Origin of the sequence: Vibrio mimicus CAIM 602, assembly GCF_000338875.1 — a bacterium.
GTDB classification, from domain to species: Bacteria; Pseudomonadota; Gammaproteobacteria; order Enterobacterales; family Vibrionaceae; genus Vibrio; species Vibrio mimicus.
Map to the genome: position 1 here is coordinate 1 of NZ_AOMO01000038.1, position 19377 is coordinate 19377.

18 protein-coding genes are annotated in these 19377 nt (G+C 47.3%); 10 read left to right on the forward strand and 8 right to left on the reverse strand.

Annotation, left to right across the window (positions count from 1 at the left end; genetic code table 11):
- Together D908_RS20535 and D908_RS07140 are read right to left on the reverse strand one after the other, a co-directional pair.
- A partial coding sequence (locus D908_RS20535; RefSeq protein ID WP_134815413.1) for a transposase DNA-binding-containing protein occupies nt 1-98 on the reverse strand: 98 nt, incomplete at its 3' end.
- A gap of 164 nt (nt 99-262) precedes the next feature.
- Nucleotides 263-1609: a DEAD/DEAH box helicase gene (locus D908_RS07140; RefSeq protein ID WP_001159699.1), complete on the reverse strand. Its 1347-nt coding sequence runs from the start codon at nt 1607-1609 to the stop codon at nt 263-265.
- Nucleotides 1610-1935: 326 nt separating this feature from the next.
- Between D908_RS07140 and D908_RS07135 the strand changes: the two genes are divergently transcribed.
- Nucleotides 1936-2184 carry an Lpp/OprI family alanine-zipper lipoprotein gene (locus D908_RS07135; RefSeq protein ID WP_001038494.1) on the forward strand — a complete coding sequence of 83 codons (249 nt, stop codon included), beginning with the start codon at nt 1936-1938 and terminating at the stop codon, nt 2182-2184.
- Between the two features lie 92 nt (nt 2185-2276).
- On the opposite strand, the gene D908_RS07130 is transcribed toward D908_RS07135, so the two are convergent.
- From D908_RS07130 to D908_RS07115, 4 genes are read right to left on the reverse strand one after another with little or no spacing between them, the layout of a single operon-like run.
- The gene (locus D908_RS07130) at nt 2277-3197 is read right to left on the reverse strand and encodes a L,D-transpeptidase family protein (protein ID WP_000269112.1); all 921 of its coding nucleotides are present in this window, start codon (nt 3195-3197) and stop codon (nt 2277-2279) included.
- An 8-nt stretch (nt 3198-3205) separates the two neighbouring features.
- A complete protein-coding gene (gene phrB, locus D908_RS07125; RefSeq protein ID WP_005525304.1) occupies nt 3206-4615 on the reverse strand; it encodes a deoxyribodipyrimidine photo-lyase in 1410 nt (469 codons plus the stop codon).
- Nucleotides 4616-4624: 9 nt separating this feature from the next.
- Nucleotides 4625-5422, reverse strand: coding sequence for a MerR family transcriptional regulator (locus D908_RS07120; RefSeq protein WP_000742039.1), 798 nt, complete (start codon nt 5420-5422; stop codon nt 4625-4627).
- Nucleotides 5412-6365, reverse strand: coding sequence for a YbgA family protein (locus D908_RS07115; protein ID WP_001195132.1), 954 nt, complete (start codon nt 6363-6365; stop codon nt 5412-5414). The genes D908_RS07120 and D908_RS07115 overlap by 11 nt, the downstream gene beginning before the upstream one ends.
- A gap of 321 nt (nt 6366-6686) precedes the next feature.
- Between D908_RS07115 and deoD the strand changes: the two genes are divergently transcribed.
- From deoD to D908_RS07085, 6 genes are all read left to right on the forward strand, one after another.
- Nucleotides 6687-7397, forward strand: coding sequence for a purine-nucleoside phosphorylase (deoD, locus tag D908_RS07110; RefSeq protein ID WP_000224888.1), 711 nt, complete (start codon nt 6687-6689; stop codon nt 7395-7397).
- A gap of 64 nt (nt 7398-7461) precedes the next feature.
- Nucleotides 7462-8931 carry a hypothetical protein gene (locus D908_RS07105; protein WP_005525306.1) on the forward strand — a complete coding sequence of 490 codons (1470 nt, stop codon included), beginning with the start codon at nt 7462-7464 and terminating at the stop codon, nt 8929-8931.
- 155 nt (nt 8932-9086) lie between these two features.
- On the forward strand, nt 9087-10574 hold the full coding sequence (locus tag D908_RS07100) for a tetratricopeptide repeat protein (RefSeq protein ID WP_005525308.1): 1488 nt from the start codon (nt 9087-9089) through the stop codon (nt 10572-10574).
- The gene (locus tag D908_RS07095; RefSeq protein ID WP_005525309.1) at nt 10555-12135 is read left to right on the forward strand and encodes a GGDEF domain-containing protein; all 1581 of its coding nucleotides are present in this window, start codon (nt 10555-10557) and stop codon (nt 12133-12135) included. The genes D908_RS07100 and D908_RS07095 overlap by 20 nt, the downstream gene beginning before the upstream one ends.
- 196 nt (nt 12136-12331) lie before the next feature.
- Entirely contained in the window at nt 12332-12721 is a 390-nt protein-coding gene (locus D908_RS07090; protein ID WP_000478175.1) for a DUF3302 domain-containing protein, read from the forward strand.
- Nucleotides 12721-13851 carry an HlyD family secretion protein gene (locus D908_RS07085; protein ID WP_005525311.1) on the forward strand — a complete coding sequence of 377 codons (1131 nt, stop codon included), beginning with the start codon at nt 12721-12723 and terminating at the stop codon, nt 13849-13851. The genes D908_RS07090 and D908_RS07085 overlap by 1 nt, the downstream gene beginning before the upstream one ends.
- Nucleotides 13852-13912: 61 nt before the next feature.
- On the opposite strand, the gene D908_RS07080 is transcribed toward D908_RS07085, so the two are convergent.
- A complete protein-coding gene (locus D908_RS07080) occupies nt 13913-17170 on the reverse strand; it encodes a S41 family peptidase (protein ID WP_005525313.1) in 3258 nt (1085 codons plus the stop codon).
- Between the two features lie 135 nt (nt 17171-17305).
- Here D908_RS07080 and D908_RS07075 point away from each other — a divergent pair, with 135 nt between their 5' ends.
- On the forward strand, nt 17306-17830 hold the full coding sequence (locus D908_RS07075) for a DUF2975 domain-containing protein (protein ID WP_005525315.1): 525 nt from the start codon (nt 17306-17308) through the stop codon (nt 17828-17830).
- Between the two features lie 14 nt (nt 17831-17844).
- Nucleotides 17845-18072 carry a helix-turn-helix domain-containing protein gene (locus D908_RS07070; RefSeq protein ID WP_001121820.1) on the forward strand — a complete coding sequence of 76 codons (228 nt, stop codon included), beginning with the start codon at nt 17845-17847 and terminating at the stop codon, nt 18070-18072.
- Nucleotides 18073-18174: 102 nt separating this feature from the next.
- Here the strand turns inward: D908_RS07070 and D908_RS07065 are convergent, their stop codons facing one another.
- The gene (locus D908_RS07065; protein WP_000185914.1) at nt 18175-18462 is read right to left on the reverse strand and encodes a GNAT family N-acetyltransferase; all 288 of its coding nucleotides are present in this window, start codon (nt 18460-18462) and stop codon (nt 18175-18177) included.
- Nucleotides 18463-18592: 130 nt separating this feature from the next.
- On the opposite strand from D908_RS07065, the gene D908_RS07060 reads away from it, so the two are divergent.
- Nucleotides 18593-19348 carry a flagellar brake protein gene (locus D908_RS07060; RefSeq protein WP_001088589.1) on the forward strand — a complete coding sequence of 252 codons (756 nt, stop codon included), beginning with the start codon at nt 18593-18595 and terminating at the stop codon, nt 19346-19348.
- Nucleotides 19349-19377: the final 29 nt, after the last annotated feature.

Sequence of the window (19377 nt, forward strand, 5' to 3'; positions counted from 1 at the left end):
GAGAGTTTAATCAAGCGGTTAACGCGTCGGCTATCACCTAAGTTGGCATGTTGAAAGACATGTTTAGCCCATTGTGCAGAGTTTGATATAAAGTTCATAGTGTTTGCCTGATGTTGTAATGAAGATCAGATCGACAACATCAAACAGAGTTCAAAAAAATCCCCCGTACTTGACGGGGGATTTGTGTATAAGAGACAGCCAATACTGGCGGTTTTTTCTTAAATCAGATCAAGCACAGTTCAAAGAACATTCCACACCTTGCTTATTCGATCTCATCTTCCTGATCGAGTTCAGGCTTTGGTGCCACTTTCTTTTTCGGGATAAATACCGAATCGCCCACAGCCACATTCTGGTAGAAGCTCTTATCACGAGACGCTGGCTTCTTCGCTTTCGCAGGCGCTTTCGCTTTTTCAACACGCTTGCTCGGCGCTGTTTTCTTGGTGGCTTGGCGTGGTTTTAGCCCTTTGAACTTACCGGCTAAGCCATCCAATACTTCAAATTGAATCTCTTGCTGTAAGAAAGCTTCTACACGTTTGAAGCTATCCCAATCTTTCGGGCCAACCAGTGACATAGCATCACCTTTGTTACCCGCACGACCAGTACGACCAATGCGATGCACGTATTCTTCAGTATGTTTTGGCATATCGAAGTTAATAACGTGAGTCACTGTCGGAATATCAAGACCACGTGAAGCAACATCCGTAGTTACCAAAATCTTAAAGACCACACGCTCAAATTGGCTCATGATGGTGTTGCGTTGAGCTTGGTTTAAGTTACCGCTCAGTGCTACTGCTTTAAGGTTGCTCTGGTTGAGTTTTTCAGTCAGACGATCCGTATCCGCACGCGTTGCGGTGAAAATGATCACTTGGCGGTATTCTGCATCCGCCAAGATACGTTCTAACAACGCTTCTTTGTGATCCAGATGGTCACACAGATAGAAGTGCTGAGTAATGTCTTTGTGCTCTTCACTGCCTACGCCAATCGCGATACGCTTTGGCTCATTGAGCATTTCCATCGCGATGTCATTCACGTCCGCGTGATCTAACGTCGCAGAGAACATCAACGTTTGGCGACGGCGGTGCTTAGCGGCGTTATGGATACGGCGCAGTTCTTTGGCAAAGCCTAAATCCAGCATACGGTCAGCTTCATCTAAAACGAGCGTTTCCAAGCCATCCAGAAACAGTGAGCGGTGGTCAAGGTGATCCGCCAAGCGTCCCGGTGTTGCCACGATAAATTTCGGGTCACGAGCCAAAGCTTTAACCTGATCGTTAAAGTTTTCACCACCCGTGATTAGGGTTGCGGTGTAGCTTAAACCACCCAACATAGAGCGCAGCTCACCATACACTTGTTTCGCCAACTCACGCGTTGGAACTAAAATAACACCACGCGGATCTTTAGCTGAAAATGCTTTGGTTTTTAAAGATTTATGTAGCATAGGCAGCACGAATGCCAGCGTTTTGCCTGAACCCGTCTTAGATGAAGCCAACAGATCACGCCCCGCGATAGATAAGGGGATTGCCTGCTGTTGGATCTCAGTCGCTTGTTTGAAATTGTAATGCGCTAGATTTTTCAGTAAGCGATTATCTAAGCCTAAATCTTTGAATTGCAAAGTATTCTCCATCTTTGGTTATGCTAAAAAGTGTAAAGCAGATCACGAAAAAGTCCGTTATGATAGCGCAAATCGCCTATTTATAGATAGTCGAGCTATAAAATAATCCCAAAATGAATAAGCCTATCGAATGCAAAATGCTCAACTCATCAGCCAAAAGTTGAGATGTCGGACAATTTATTGATTCGTTGTCAAATTCTTGGATTTTTTTAACTTTTCAGGGCTAGTTTTGCGCGAAATAGCGACTACAATTTAACTCGTCCTTATTTTAAACACACTAAGTATAGGACGTAACTGACACCGACTTACAAGTTAAGGAGTTCTCTATGAACAAGATGTTAATCGCCGCAGCCGCGTCTTCCGTACTTCTACTGGCGGGTTGCGCCTCAGGTCCTGATGAAGCTACCACTGCAAAAATGAACGAAATCAGCAATCAGGTCAGCGAACTGAACACGCAAGTTGCAGCACTGACATCAAAAGTGGATCAAGCAACTGAAGCAGCGAAAGCCGCTCAGGAAGAAGCTGCACGCGCTAACGAACGTATCGACAACATTGCTCAGTCTTACACTAAGTAATATTTGAGTGATTGATTAATTGAAGAGCCAGCGATTGCTGGCTCTTTTTTATTTTTGAAACCTTAGTCATCATGCCGTGGCTTGGCAATCTGTTATTGGGTGAAGGAATCCCATTGAGGTGGTACCACTTCAATCGGCACTCCATTTTGTGCCAACAGTGCGGCGCGAGCTTTGGCATCAGAAACTTTATTTTCTTCCAACCACCAACTCAGTTCTTGCGGCATCACTAAGCTTTTCTTCACACCATTACTGCGTGTGAGTGGTTCATGCACTTCAATAAACACGCTTCGATCCGGTTCAAGGGCAATTTTGATCGGCTCATCGATAATCCGCACTTTCTCACCGCGTTCAACTTGCTGATAAAGCCATTCGATATCTTTGGGATCCATACGAATACAACCAGCACTTACCCGCATCCCAATCCCAAAATCTTTGTTGGTTCCGTGGATCAAATACTCGCCAGAGCCATAGGCCAATCTCATCGCATAATCACCAAGTGGGTTTTCTGGGCCAGAAGGCACTACGGCAGGCAATTCAATCCCTTTCGCTTTGTATTCACTGCGAATTGAAGCAGGCGGAGTCCAAGTCGGATTTTTGCGTTTACCACTGATCGAGGTTTGCATTACCGGAGTATCGCGGCCAATTCGCCCGATACCGACGGGGAAAATATGCACTTTGCCTTCATCGGGTCGGAAATAGTAAAGGCGCAACTCAGCAAGGTTGATCACGATCCCTTCATAAGGCACTTTCGGCAAAATGATCTGCGCAGGAATCGACAGCACAAAGCCTTCTTGCGGTAAAAACGGGTCAACCCCACGGTTGGCCGCCATCAGCGCCAGAAAGCCAATGTCATACTGTTTAGCAATGTCAGACAGCGTTTGCCCTTTTTGAATTTCATGGTACTGCGTGCTACCGACTATGCTGCTGCCTTCAACAGGCAGTTCAAACACGGCGGCATTCACACTATAAGTGACCACCAATGAACAACCGATTGCCCAAACTTTCCGCCACATACTGCTGGTTATCCCTTCGCTGTTTTATACAAACGTAAGGTTACTTCTCTTTCCTGTTTATGATCAACTAGTGGCGCAGGATATAACACACTATTGACCGCTGGATAGGTCCAAGGCTGATGAATATAGGCAGAGGAAACGGAACGCAGTTCAGGTACCCAACGGCGGATAAAATCCCCATTTGGATCGAACTTTTCCCCCTGACTGACAGGATTAAAAATCCGGAAATAAGGCTGCCCATCACACCCCGTTGACGCGCACCACTGCCAACCACCATTGTTAGCCGCGTAATCACCATCAATCAGACGACTCATAAAATACCGTTCGCCCCAGCGCCAATCGATGTGCAGATCTTTGGTCAGAAAGCTCGCGACTATCATGCGTAATCGATTGTGCATCCATCCCGTTTGATTGAGCTGACGCATCGCAGCATCGACAATCGGATACCCCGTCTGGCCTTCACACCAGCGCTGGAATTTTTCGCTATCGTTCCACCATTCAAGACGAGCACCCCATTCTAGGAAATCTCGGCTTTTGGAAATATTAGGCTCAATCGCCACCAAGTGCTGATAGAACTCCCGCCAAATAAGCTCACTTAGCCAGACTTGGGCACCTTCGCTGAGTGCGCTCATTGCTGATTCTCGATAAAGGCGAGCGACACATTGACGTGCCGACAAAGCACCAATCGCCAAATAAGGTGAAAGAACACTTGTGCCTTCACGCGCTGGGAAATCACGCCATTGATGGTAATCCTGCACTCGCTCTCGGCAAAAATCGCGCAGTTGAGTACGTATAACCTCAAACTCCACGGGCCATTGAGAACTGTCAACTCTTGGGTAATTAAACACTTGGTCTGTGTTCCAGACCAAATGGCTGAACTCGTTGGGTACATCCCAAGGGGCCGCAGAGTGGTTTCTTGGGATCACCGGAGGTTGAAACAAGCTTAACCAAGCGCGTTTGAAAGGGGTGAAAACTTTAAAAAATTCACCTTGTTTGGTGCGTACTGAACCCGGAGGAAGAATGCACTTATCGTCAAAAGCAGACCATGAAATTCCCTGCTCAGCGAGAAACTGCTCTGTGCGAAGATCACGCTGCTGCTCATCCAACTCATAATCTCGGTTGGCCAACACTTGATTGGCATTCAACGCCTTTGCCAATTGATTAACGGCATGGGCGGCCTCACGAAAATCCGCTACTTGCTGATAAAAAAGCGGGATATTGATCGCTGCTAACTCTTGCTGCAATGCGGACAAACGACGCCAGATAAAATCCGCTTGGATCGGAGCTAAATGGTGTTGCAGCCACTGCTGAGGTGTCGCAACATACACCGCTGCCACCGTTTCTCCACTTTCTATCGCAGCAGTAAGTGCCGTGTTATCAAAGCTGCGCAGATCGCGCCGAAACCAAACCAATTTCATGGCAATACCTTATTGTTGTAGCTGTTGCAGTACATCCGATAACACGCACTGTTCACCAAATTGCTCTTGCAGGCGCTCCAATCCTTGTTGCTGAACGGCAGGCAAGGCTCGATGGGCGTGAAACGCCAAAGTTTGATACTGAGCCAAGCCAGCGTGATCCGGCAGGCCACGAATGTCATCCACCGCTTCAAGCAAGGTAACTTGATAGCCTTTTTCAGCCCATGCCAGCGCCCATAACCAAGCATTGAGCGATCCCGCTTCATCCAGACTGATACACAGGCATTTACCTTTGTTAGCAGCTTTGTTTTCGGCATCGAGAATAAACGCCAGTTTCGTCAACATTAAAGTGCGAAACAGCCCCATTTGTAGGGAACGCAGTGGGCCTTTGACTCTTTCTAACGCTTCTGCAACAGGCTGTACAAACTGAGCTTGCATCACATTCAGCGGATATTCTTTTAATACGGTGGCGATGATCTGCTCTGCTTTGGAGCGCTGCAGATCAGCCAGTGCCATGAGTAAAGCTTCGCACTCTTCCAGTTGATTAGCACTTTGTGGGGCGAATTCTGTATCAGTCACGCCGCTTTGTAACAGTGACCCGACTTTACCAATCGCCACCCCTTTCGCCAGCCAGCTTTGGATTTGGCGGATCATTTCGATGTCTTGCTCGGTGAACAAACGGTGCCCTTTTTCAGTACGATCCGGCTGCACCAGATTATACCGACGCTGCCATGCACGCAGGGTTACAGGCTTTACGCCGGTTATTTCTGCTACTTCGCGTATCGCGTAGCGTTTTTCATCACAAGCCATAACGTAATTTCAACTCCTGAGGATAAGGATTCAGATAGCGTTGTTGATCAAGATACCCATCGGGATACAACGCGAGATAATGTTTTAGCAAAGTCAGTGGCGCAAGCAGTGGCAGTTCACCTAATCGGTAACTTTCGATCACTTGCGACAACTCTGCTTTTTGCAGTTTGTTGAGCGAGCGTTTGAAATACCCTTGCAGATGCATCAACACATTGGTGTTGTTCTTGCGACTGGCACGGTGAGCCAAAGCCTGCATCAAACCTAAACGGTACTCCTGAATAAACGTGTCCAGCGGATACTGTTTTACGTTGGCCACCAATTTCCCCAAAGCCCGATAGGACTCTGGATGATGCGCCATCAAACTCAGTTTGTAGCGAGAGTGAAAATCCACCACTTTTTTGGCGCTTGGAGCTTCACCCATGCTGGTGTAAAAATCGTGCAAGCAGTACAGACGAGTGATGAAGTTTTCACGTAGCACTGGGTCATTCAAACGACCATCTTCTTCAACAGGCAACCAAGGCATTTTTTCCATCAAGATTCGAGTGTAAATACCCACACCCTCTTTCTCCGTGCCATGCTGTTTGTACACTTTGACTCGTTCCATACCGCAACTTGGGGACTTGGCACAGACGATATAGCCGCAAAGATCTGAGGTTTGCAACTCCGCGACTTTTTGCTGCGAATAGCGTTCCAGCCCTTCGGTATGGTCGCGAGTGCCATCTTTGGTTTCCACCAAGGCAATCCGTTCACCCTCAGAGATCAGCCTTAAGGTTGCTCGTGGCACCGGCAAGCCCATCCCCATTTCAGGACAGACAGAAACAAATTCGGCGTAACGCGCAAGTTCATCCGTCACGAAGTGGCTGATTTTGTGCCCACCATCAAAGCGCACTTTGGCCCCGAGTAGACAAGCACTAATGCCAATTTTAAGCGGCGTGGTCTGCATACGAGTCTCCAACACTTATCTGTACAATGAGAATTTCTGTACAAGATCTATAGCATGTCATTTTATGGTGTACAAATATTTTTTTTGTACAGAAAAATCACGAGAAGAAAAACCAAACGATTACCAAAACGCTTGCCTTATCAGTTTCAACAAATTTCGTTATCAATAGGCTACCTTGAGCTTAAAAGAGAGTATTTTGTGACACCCCTCTCAAGGAGCCCTGCCTATACTGGCTACTATTGGCTCAACAGATAAATCCTCAGCCAACAGGATTCGTAATCAATATTTTGTCTGTCGGCTGAACTGAATTGGAGAATAACCATGGCAACCCCACACATTAACGCACAACCTGGTGATTTTGCTGAAACCGTGCTGATGCCGGGCGATCCGCTACGTGCTAAATACATTGCAGAAACCTTCCTAGAAGACGCGAAGCAAGTGTGTGATGTACGCAGCATGTATGGCTTTACTGGCACTTATAAAGGCAAAAAAGTGTCCGTAATGGGTCATGGTATGGGTATTCCATCTTGCAGCATCTATGTACATGAGCTGATTGCTGAATACGGCGTGAAAAACATCATCCGTATCGGTAGCTGTGGCGCAGTGCGTGACGACGTTAAACTGATGGACGTTGTCATCGGCATGGGTGCATCGACCGACTCTAAAGTCAACCGCATCCGTTTCAGCGGCCATGATTTTGCTGCGATCGCGGATTACGATCTGCTGGAAACCGCCGTGAATCAAGCACGTGCTCAACAAGTTCCAGTGAAAGTGGGTAACGTTTTCTCTGCGGATCTGTTTTACACCCCTGAGCCAGAAATCTTCGAAAAAATGAAGAAACTGGGCATTTTAGGTGTGGATATGGAAGCAGCTGGTATCTACGGTGTAGCCGCTGACCTTGGCGCTCGTGCTCTGACGATTCTGACTGTTTCTGATCACATTCTGCGTGGCGAGAAACTCAGCTCTGAAGATCGTCAAAAATCATTTAATGACATGATGAAAGTCGCGCTTGAAACCGCAATCAACATCTAATTTATCTTGTCATCACCGTCAGGCTGAAAGGTCTGACGGTCAGAAATACCCCGAGGGGGAGATCGTGCCTAACGACCAACTACCACCGGACGCAGAAGGTTTACAACTCAACTTTTGTAAAACATTGGCGTGTGACAACTTTGGATTGAGTGAAGCAAAACATTACGTTTTGCAGCGCGTAAACCCGAAACGGCCAGCGATGGTTTGTCGTGAATGTGGAGCTTTCCCCCCCTTACTTAATAATCGTGAAGTGGTGAATGAACTGCACCGCTTGCGTCAATTGCACAGTGAAGGCCTTCCCGCTTGCCGTAATCCGGCTTGCGCGAATACGGGTCTATCCGTGCACACTCACAAACAGCTGTACCATGCCTTTGGTTACAGCGGCGATCGCCAGCGTTATCGTTGCAAAGCTTGTCACGCAACCTTTGTCGACAAATGGTCGGGCGCGAACCATAAACTCAATTTCCAAGAATCTCTGCTCGGGTTACTGTTCACTGGCTACTCTGTACGTGAAATTTGCCGTAAGTTAACCATCAATCCCAAGACGTTTTACGATCATCTTGACCATATCGCCAGCCGCTGTCGCCGAAAATTGGCAATGATTGATGCACGCTGGGTAAACCATGCTGAGACGTATCAATTTGCTTCGCACTATCAACCTTTACAGTCACACAGCCATAATGGGGTGTTTTGGATCGCGACGGGGGATGCCAGAACGGGCTACATCCTATGCCAACATCTCAACTATTCGGCTACGGAAGAGCCGCAAGGCTCGTTTGACCACGATCCGTATCAAATGCCTGCGCGTTTTGTTCCTCGGGAATATCTGGCAGAAGCCCAAGCCTTACCTCATAAAAATGCTTCGTTACTGCGTGAGCGCATCGATAACCGCTACCAGTTGATCTTGGCGCGAGGCAATGTGGAAGATCCTATGGGGAATTTGACTCAGTTTCACTACCCGTCAAAAGGTGCGGTGATTCGTCCGCCGTACACTTCATATGCCCATTACTTGCACGTACTGGATATGTGCGATCCGGAGAAGCGCGTTTCGATTTACATGCCGCAAGATCCGCTACTGCGTTCGGCAGCCCTGAGTGTCAGCTTATCCCGAATCCAACGTCAAAATGTTGACCTGATGTACGTAGAAGAAGATCCCGATTGGCAAGCCCAAACCCAATTCGATAAAACCGATATCGTACATGTGGGGTGGTGGCGTGATCGCTGGGCAATCGCCCATTTAGGCACCAAAGCGAAAGGGATTTGCTATCTCGCGGGCAGCCACCCAGACCCACAACATTGGCTACAACACGCTTCAACCCGACAAATCGAGTTCTACCAAAATCGATTCCAACTGCTGTTTGAATCCTTCATTAACGAACCGCGTCGTAAGCTACGCCCGGGGGGAATTCAACCTTTACTGGATATTTTCCGTGCATGGCACAATTTATGCTACCAAGATAAACACGGCTTCACTGCGGCACAAAACTTAGGTTTATCGCAGCACCCTCTAACATTAAAGGAACTTTTGTCCTAAATTGCTTAGAAGAAAGAGTGTGAGATAACACCAATTATTGTCGAATGACTTGATAAAAGTGTCCGTTTTTTCATATGAATTCGTGTTTAATGACGCCTTCACTTTATAATGGACGCGTCATGTCGAGCATTAAATCGCCTAAGGACGACTGTATTTTGGACAAAAGCCAATATCTTCTTGAACTGGAATTAGAACAGCTCAGATCGCGCATTGAATCTGAGCCAGAGAAGGTATTAGTCCAAGCAGAACAGTGTTTAATCCGAGCTCGACAAATTCATTTTACGACGGCCATCATCGAAGCCCTGATCATCATGTCGCGCTGCTACTGGTGCAAAATGGACTATCGAACGGGGCTGAAGTACATCAAAGACGCCTATCAAAACCAGAGTAACCTCGATACCGACCATTTTCTGCCAGAGATCTTGCACATCCACGCTTTACACTGTTGGGGTCAAGCCAAATACTACACCGCTCAGCAATTTTGGATTAATGCCTTAGAACAGTCAGCGCTGATCGATGAGCCAGAAACGGAAATCGAGTGTCTGATTGGCCTTGGCAATATCTGGCGTATTACTGGCGAATATAAACTGGCCTGTTCAACCCATGATCTTGCGGTGAAAGTTGCCAATAACACTCGTATCAGTTGGCTAGAAGGTAAAGCGCGAATTTTATGGGCGTGGGATCTCTACCACCTCGGCCAGTATGTTGACATGCTAACGGTGCTCGATGGCGCGGAAGAAGTGCTACAGAACCACCCCAACACCACATGGCAAGCAGAAGTATGGGATTTTCGCGGTTTAGCGCTGCTTGGTTTGGAACGAATTGAAGATGCGGAAGAAGCGACACGGCGAGCTCATGAGCTGGCGGTAGCCAACAATCTGACGTGGATGAAAGCGCACTCATTCATCAGCCGAGCGCGTTTGGAGCTTCTGCGTAAGAACTTTTCTGCCGCCGCTGATCTTCTGAGCAGTGCTGAGAAAGCGGCCAGCTCATTTGATAATGGCGAACTCCTCTCACAAATCTGTTATCAACAGTCACGCGTGGCGGAAGAGAATGGTGATGCTCAAGCCGCGTTGATCGCCTTTAAAAAATACCGACGCTATACCGTGATGATGCTGCGTGAGCAAACCATGCGTGTGGGTATGGATAAAGCACGTTCATCGAAACGCCAGCTCGAACAGCGGGCGCGCAAACTGATCAATCGGATCCGAGGTCAACACGAATTCGACCCAGAAAAACACCTGACCAACGTGGTTTCAGAAACCTATTGGTGGGAACAGTTGGTGTTGTTCAAAACTGAGCTGAAAAAATCCAACCACGCTGTGGTGGTCATTCAACACCAAAACGCGAAATACATTGATGTGTGTACGGAAGTGATCCATTCACTGTGCGCACCACAAGATTTACTTTCACGGATCAGTAGTGACCGTTTAGGCTTGCTGCTGGCAGAAAAAGGCGATGCCGCTTTAGAAATTTTCCAAGTCATGGCGAAAATGATTGAAATCTACCCATGGCACCGTAAAGGTTTGGAAGGCCCACTCCCCAAAATCATGCTCCAAGATATTCTCTCTTTCCCATTTACCTTGGAACAGTTGATTGATACTCCAGCACAGGAAACGTCGTATGGAAACCCTGCTCAATAAGATCAAAGAAGCTGGGCTGGATGCGGCCTCTGTCGCTGGTGAAGAAGCGATTATTTTCTGGAACCATGTCAGACAGCATGTGGCGACTACTGCGCAAGAGCGTGCACAAAGCTACATCATCAGCGCGGAATATCGCCGTGAAATGAAACAGTGGCAAACCAGTATTGAAGAGTTGCGTGCCGCCCTATCGCTGTTAGAGTTGCCTGCAGATTTGGAGTTGGTACTTTCGGTAAAACACAGCCTCAGTGAGCGTTTGCTCGATCACGGCGAATATATCGCTGCCCTTTCTGAATATGTGGCCATTTCGAATATCGCGGTTCAACATGGCATGATTGATGACTACGTTCTGGCGGTGCTCGGCATGGGCAATTTGTGTGATGCCTACGGCGATCATAATCGTGCATTACGCTACTACCAGAAAATTGATGGTATCGACCACGCGATTTCCAGCCGCTCCTTGCGCCTACGCTACAAGCTCTACATGCTGGCTTGCTACATTAGCCTTGGTCGTTTTGCCGCCGCCAATGATCTCATCAAAGAGTGTGAAGAACTGAGTATTCTCGTCAGCGATAAACTGCTCACCGGGCAGATCATGCTTTATCAAGCCAAACTTTACCTACAACAAGGTAAAGCGCAAAAAGCCATGATGACACTGGCCAATGCCCAGTACTCTTCTTCACTCACCCCTTCTGATTGGCTTTCGAGCATGCTTCGTATTGAACTGGCACATTGCCTATCAAGATCTGGAAAAGCACATCTTGCGACCTTGTTGCTCAGCAGCACAGAGAAACGATTAAAGAACGCCCATTCTCCCTTCCTTGAAAAACGCTTGTTTGAAGCGTTCAGTGAAGTGTGTGAGTTAGAAGGCATGTACTCCACCGCACTCACCTATGAGAAAAAAGTCTTCCGCATCGAAAGCGACTTGATGAAGCGCATTCCAATCAGCGAATTAGGCCCAATTCAATTGCGTCGTCTGTCACGCTTTGAACTGCAACTCAAACTGATCCTGTCGGAATTGGAAAATCGTGAACTCAAAGAGACCACCGAAAGCCAGAAAAATACTGTACTGCAGCTACAACAGGATGTGTTCACCGACCCTCTGACTAAGCTGCATAACCGCCGCTGGCTTGACGTTAAACTTAAAGATCTGCTGCTCCATGAAACACCATTTGCTTTCTTGGTGGTGGATATCGATCACTTTAAATCGATCAACGATGAGCTCAGCCACTTGGTGGGTGACAAAGCGATTGTGAATGTCTCTAGCGAGCTGGCATCCTACTTTAAATTCCGTGGTGCATCCTGTGTGCGTTTTGGGGGCGAAGAGTTTCTGGTGATCATTGAACACGCCACTTCCGAAATGGCGCAAATGCATGCGGAAACCTTCCGTCAGCGTATTTTCGATTTTCCTTGGCAAGAAGTGCTTGGCGAACGTGGCCTTACTGTCAGTATCGGCATCACTTTGCATCGCGATGGTGAAAATACTCAGCGTACTTTCTACCGGGCGGATAAAGCTCTGTACCGAGCCAAAGCTAACGGCCGCAACCAAGTGTGTGTCGAATAGCAAAAAACAGACAATACCCGTCTCAGCGTCATCTTCTGCGCTATGTTTCTAGTATCATTCAGTTTACTATCATTTCGGCGATGAATGTGGTGGTGGACATAGTACCATCCGGACGTCTTTCACTTCGCTCGCCACCCGTTATGCCGTCGTTTGGTATAACAGGTTATTCCGCTTTATTGGATAAAAGGACCACTGCATGTTTCTCGACTATTTTGCCCTTGGGTTGCTCATTTTTGTCGCCCTGGTCATCTTTTACGGCATCATTGTCATTCACGACATTCCCTATGAGATCGCTAAAGAGCGCGACCACCCGCACCAAGATGCGATTCACTATGCAGGCTGGGTAAGCCTGTTTACCCTCCACGCCTTATGGCCATTTTTATGGATCTGGGCCACGTTGTGGCGCAAAGAACGTGGTTGGGGTTTTCAAAAATTGGAAGCCGAACAGCATGATATACATCACCGAGTCGATGTATTGATTGATGAAGTAAAACAATTACGTACAGAGCTAGAAACTTTGAAATCATCTTCCGCCCCTGTCGCTCCGACTGCCGTCGTAGCGCCAACGTCAGAGGAGAAGCAATAATGGATTTACTGCTGATCCTGACTTACACCGCATTGTGTGTGTCCATTTTTAAAATTTTCAAAATCCCACTCAATAAATGGACTGTTCCTACCGCTGTGTTAGGCGGTGTAGTACTCATTGGTACTTTGATTTTATTGATGAACTACAACCACCCTTTTACTCAGTTGGGTAACCAAGTTTATTCAACCACGCCGATTGTGTCGGGAGTGAGAGGTCGTGTGGTTGACGTCCCCGTCAAAGCAAACCAACCTCTCACCCAAGGTGATGTACTGTTTCGTATTGACCCTGTGCCTTTTGAAACCGAAGTGGCACGTTTACGCGCTAAAGTGAAAGAGGCAAGCCAAGGTGCTTTGGGGCTAGAATCCACCTTGAAAGAAGCAGAAGCCGCTGTTCTTAAAGCAGTAGCTGAGCGAGACAAAGCACAACGTGAATTCGAAAGATACAAACGTGGTTATGACCGTGGTGCGTTTACTGAGCAACAAATGGATACCACGCGCCAAGCCTTTAAAGCCGCGCAAGCCGCTTTAGAAGTGGCGCAATCAAAGCAAGAGCAAGCACAGATCGCTTTAGATTCTGAGGTGGGCGGAGAGAACACCACCGTTGCTCAGCTCTTGGCCGAACTGCGTAAAGCCGAGTTCAATTTAGAACAAACGGTGGTTCATGCCCCAACCGATGGTTATGTGACCCAACTGGCTTTGCGCCCAGGCATGATGTCCGTACCACTGCCATTAGCTCCGGTCATGACCTTTGTGCACACTGAAGAGAAAATCTACACTGCGGCTTTCCGCCAAAACTCTCTCCAGCGTTTGCAACCGGGATTCGAAGCTGAATTTTTGTTCCGCGCTCTACCTGGGAAAGTCTTTAAAGGGGAAGTGATTGAAGTGCTGCCAGCGATTGGTGAAAGCCAGATCCAAGCCCGCGGTACTCTGTTGGGTACTGATGCTCTCAGAACCTCTGGTCGTGTTTTTGTCACACTCAAAATTACGGATGATCTCAGCCAATACCACCTCCCTATGGGTACGGCGGTAGAAGTTGCTGTGTACTCCGATAGCTTTGAACATGTCTCTATCATGCGTAAGGTACTGATCCGCATGAAGAGCTGGCAAAACTACCTCTATCTCGATCATTAATTCCTCGCGAATTAATGTAAAAAAGCCACTCAATCGAGCGGCTTTTTGTTTTCTCTTATGCCTATTTAGAGGCAACCTCAATCAAGAGTGCTTCAACGGCTGCCGCTAGCTGTCGGTCGGCTCCTGCCTCCACGGATTCAGGATCGTTGTAAACAAGAATATCGGGCACGACTTCTTGGTTTTCAAACCAACGACCTTGTTCGTCTTTAAAGCCCAATTGTGGCACACCGTAGACTAATCTAGGATCTTGTTGCTGCTCCCAAATTACCGCGGTTCCGGTGCCCGGCACTCGCTCACCAACAAGCTTACCTAACCCTTCCGTTTGGTAAAAATAAGGCACGATTGAACCATCGGAATAACTATCAGCGTTAGCGAGCATAATGCTTGGTTTCGCCCAACGTCGCTCAGGTGCTGAGGCCACCACATACCCATCACGAGTCTGCATCACCGAATGACGAGTACCGGAGAGAATTTCTATCACTTGGTCGTGCAGCCAACCGCCCGCATTAAAGCGTACATCCACCACTAAACCCAGTTTGTCTTTTTCACGACCAAACATGTCGTTCTGCATGCGCTCAAAACTGGCGGCATTCATGGCAGCTAAATGCACGTAGCCTAAGCGTCCATCAGAAAGTTTCTCGACCAGTGCACGTCGTTGTTCAACCCACTGTTCGTAGAGCAGATCGCTCTCCTCCTCAAGCCCAATAGGCACCAAGGTAAAGTTTTTCGCCTTATCATCACCCGGAGTCAGCACACTCAGTCGAGTCAGCTTGCCTTGGGTAAAGTTCAAGAAACGGTGAATGTCTTGTTGATCGCTGATGGCTTTACCATTCACAGAATAGATGATGGCTCCGGCTTTAATCGGTGATTGGTAGGTATCCGCAGGGCCTCCTGGAAGTAGCGCTTTGACTCGAACCCCCTTACCTCGGTAACGATCGTCATAATAAAGACCCAATGATGCAGGTTCTTCCCAACTTGAACTGCCCGCAGCAAACGAAGCGCCAGTATGCGATACATTCAACTCTCCAACCATTTCACTCAGTAACTCAGCAAAATCCGTGTAGGTTCGAATGCTTGATAGATGCTTGCGGTACAAGTCACCGTAAAGTTTCCAATCCACACCATGCATTTGTGGGTCGTAGAATTTGGTTTGGGTCAGACGCCACACATGTTCAAACATGTAAGCCATTTCAGCGCGAAAATCGAAATTGGCCTTCGCTTCGTAACGAATAAACTCCGAGTCTTGCGTAACTACATTCAGGTTTTCAATGCCGTGCTCACCAATAATGAACAAGCTTTCATCGTCAGAGGCCATCGCCAGAAAAGCAGCATCTTCACCAAGGCGGCTGAACAAGTTCTTCATCTCACCATTGTGCAAATCAATTTCTGAGATTTGCACAGATTCCCCCATGCGGTGCGCAATGATCAGGTGTTGGTTATCTGGCATTAAGTGCTTGAAAATAATATCGAGTGAAGTCGGCGTCATACGTATCGTACGCAGTTTTAGACCTTGGTCTTCCACGACGATGGGGACTACTGGAGCTAATGCGTTATCATCCCCCTCTTTATCTGCCGCAATTTCTTCATCCAGCCACTGCTGTTCTTCCGTTTTGTTGAAGTTAAATTTAGCTTGACGATTGAGTGCGACGCCATACACATCATACTGCGCCGCGAAATCATTAATTTCACGCAATCCTTTGGCATCGGTTAGCCAATATACCCACTGCCCATCCGAACTAAATTGCGGATCAAATTCAGAAAAGCCGCTGTTGCTCAGATTCACAGGAGCCTCACTGCTATCAAATTTCAATAGCTGAATATCACCGTTAAATGCTGCTCGATCACGAGTCACTAAGTACTCACTGTCTGGCGACCACTGATAACTGAGATCGGAATCAAAGTAGGAATAGAGCGCTTGATCATCTAATAAGGTAAAGGTTTTATCCTGTTCAATGTCATACACTTTCAGTGTGTTGCGGTTTTCTCGGTAAGCAATGCGCTTATTATTGGGCGAATAGAGTGGCTGGATCAGATCTTCTTCGGCTGTCAGAACAGACTCTTCCACAATATCCAATGAGGTAGAGAAACTCTTCCCTCCATCATTCACGTAGCTTTGATAAATATCCCAACTGCCACCACGTTCAGAAGCGTAAATTAATCGAAAGCCATCGCTTGAAAACGCGATGTTGCGTTCAGCTTCCGGCGTATCGGTGATTCGCTCGGTGAGCCCAGAAAGCAGCGATACCACATAGACATCGCCTCGCGCCACAATGGCCACTTCAGGAGAATTGGGCGATACCACCATTTCCGTCATCTCATGATTGAAATTCACTGAATGACGACCATCAGGCATGGCACTTCGGCGGATGGACACTGGCACTTTTTGTGGTTGCTTAGCACCTGCCTTAAGTTGCCATATTTCGCCATCAAATCCATAAGCCAGATCGCCTTGCAAACTGGTACTTAAGAATCGCACTGGAAGCTGTTTATGATGGGTCACTTGTACCGGTTCAGAACCATCAAAGTTCTGTTGCCATACGTTAAAACTACCAGCCTGCTCAGAGAGATAATACATAGACGTGCCGTCCGCACTCCAAACCGGGTTGCGGTCTTCTCCACGAAATGAGGTGATCTGGCTATGCTTTCCTGTCGTTGGTGACCATTTCCAGATATCACGAGTGGCATCAGATACCGCTCTCTTGCGCCATTTTTGTTCATCTGACGGTTGATTAGCGTAGAGAATGTCAGCCTGGGTTGGGGAGATAGCCAGATCACTGACCGCGATTGGCAGAACCAGTTGTTCACGCCCACCAGTGACGGGAACAGAGTAGAGCTGCGCCGTAAAACCGCCCTGCTTAACATTCGCATTGGCTTTCTCGTCACCGAGACGGCGAGAAGAGAAATAGAGTTGTTTGCCATCGGCTGAAAACGCATACGGCGTATCTTTCGCTCCGTGATACGTTAATCGACGGCTTTCTCCCCCTTGAACCGCAAGGATAAACACATCCCCCATCCCATAACGATTCGCGGTGAAAGCCAGTGATTGACTGTCTGGCGACCAAACTGGCGCTTCGCTGTATACGCCGCTTTCGGTAAGCGCTATGGCTTCGCCACCTTGAGCGGGAACAAGCCAAATTTGTCCGGCATAGGTAAACGCAATCTGTTTTCCGTCCGGTGACAGCACAATATCTCTAAGCCAAGTTGGAGCGGCATGCGCCACTTCTGACTGGGTATCAACATTCGCCAAACTCAAGGTCGGCGTAGCTGCAAAGAAAGTCAGCACCAGCGCTGAACTTAATGTGAAACCTGGCAAATGCATCATTTTTCCTTCTTTTTATTTCTGTATATGTCATTTTTTACAATAAGAACTTATCGTAATGCGATAAATAATTATTGACAAGTATCATTTCAAAACTATCATTCACATCAGAAATCAATATTATTCAGGTGTTCTATGAATTCTTCCATTGCTTTGCTGAGCCGCCGACTCCTCATCATACTGTGGGCCACTTTTATTCTGCTGCCCGTGACTGACATTTTCTTGTGGTTGTGCGTTTCGATACTCGATTGGCCTTGGTTTGAGGCTTCTTTCCCTATTGAGGTGTCATTGCCACTCAATCACAATCAAGCGATATTAGGGCTAATCCCCGGCATGATGCCGAGCTTTGTGGTCATGGCGATTTGCTGGCAACTGATCGTGTTATTCCGCCTGTATAAACAAAACCTTGTTTTTACTCTTCCCAATGTGGCTTGTTTTCGTAAAATAGCCAACCTTTTGATCGCTTTACCCTTTGTTGGTTTTATTGCCAATGCGCTATTAACTATGGCGCTCAGCTATTCAATGGAAGAATTTCAGGTTCGGGTAGATATCACGGACAGTGACTTTGCTGTGCTATTGATTGGTTTGGTGGCGAAAGTGATTGCGCGTGTAATGCAAGAGGCGGTTACGATCCGAGAGGAACAAGACCTCACTATTTGAATGAGAGATTGATTATGCCCATCATCGTGAATCTGGATGTCATGCTGGCGAAGCGAAAAATGCGAGCCAACCAATTAGCACAACTGGTTGGTATCACTGAGCAGAATCTTTCGGTGTTAAAGAATGGCCGAGCTAAGGCCATTAAACTCTCAACGTTAGAAGCGATTTGTGAACATCTACACTGCCAACCGGGCGATATACTGGAATTTGTCGAATCCAGCGATAAAAGTGACGAGGAGTAATTGCAGCGCCGCCTCTCCTTCGTCCATTATGTGTTGCCCAAGCACTCGATAAGTAAGCTCACTACAGGCTATCTCTTCAATGCCGATAGTGAGCTTGATTGTTTAAGCGCTACGATGGCGTAAATGCTGCCACTCAGGATGACGATCAAGGTAGTGCACTACGTAACTGCACACCGGCACTATCGTCAAACCCGCTCGTTCAATTTCAGGTAACACACTTTCCATCATTACCTTTCCGTATCCTTTACCTTGTAGCTCATCCGGCACTCGGGTTGACGTAATATGCAGTACAGAACCCTGCTGCTGATATTTCACTACGGCTTGATATTCACCTTCCAGATCCACTCGATAACAGTGGTTTAAGGCATCATGTTGCACGGTATTTGTCATACTCAATCCTTTTTTGATAGGCAGATCAAATTAGTTGGAGACTCACTCAATTGAATCTACACTTATCTCACCATAGAATTCAATGGACTCTGGGATCCACCGACGTCATATCGCAACACGGAGAAGTTAAATGAATTCACGGCCCGCTGAAAGAATTGATGATAATAATGGCCAAACGCAGTTTCAACGCAGTAAGACCGTATCGACAATTAACAGCACCGATGCGCTGGCAATGGTGGAACACGGTAGCGAACTAACGCTAAGCATTACCACTCCGGTAGGGACGAAATTTGTCTGCCGTACACCTTTTATTGGCACCCATACAGACAAATTTTTACTGGTCGAAATCCCCAAAATCTCGGCTGACGATCTCGAGTATTTCTTCCAAGAAGGATTTTGGATGAATATTCGTGCGATTTCGCCAAGAGGGGAAGGTGCGCTGATCCATTTCCGAAGCCAACTGATGCACATTTTGCAAGAGCCAGTGCCATTCGCTTTTTTGTCTATCCCCAATACCATGCAAGTCTCCCAGCTACGTAAAGAGCCGAGATTTGAACTCAATCTAGCAGGCAAAGTGGTGTTTGATGAACACCGTGGTGATTGTGAATTGCGTGACCTATCACGTAGCGGCTGCCGCTTCATCACTCCACCTTTGGGAAAAACTTACCAAGTCGGTGATTTAGTGGCGTTAGAAATCTTCTCTGATGTACGTGGAACTAAGAGTTTTCCACCTTTAACAGGGAAGATTTGTAACCTGCAACGTTCGCTGCACCATGCCCGTTATGGTTTGGAATTCAATGATGAAGGCAGAACCAACGCGAAAAACTTGCTGGCGCAACTGAAGTTTAATGGTACGAAATTGACGCTTAATGCCGACAAGAAGTAACAAATGAATTTTGGTCTTTCCATAAAACA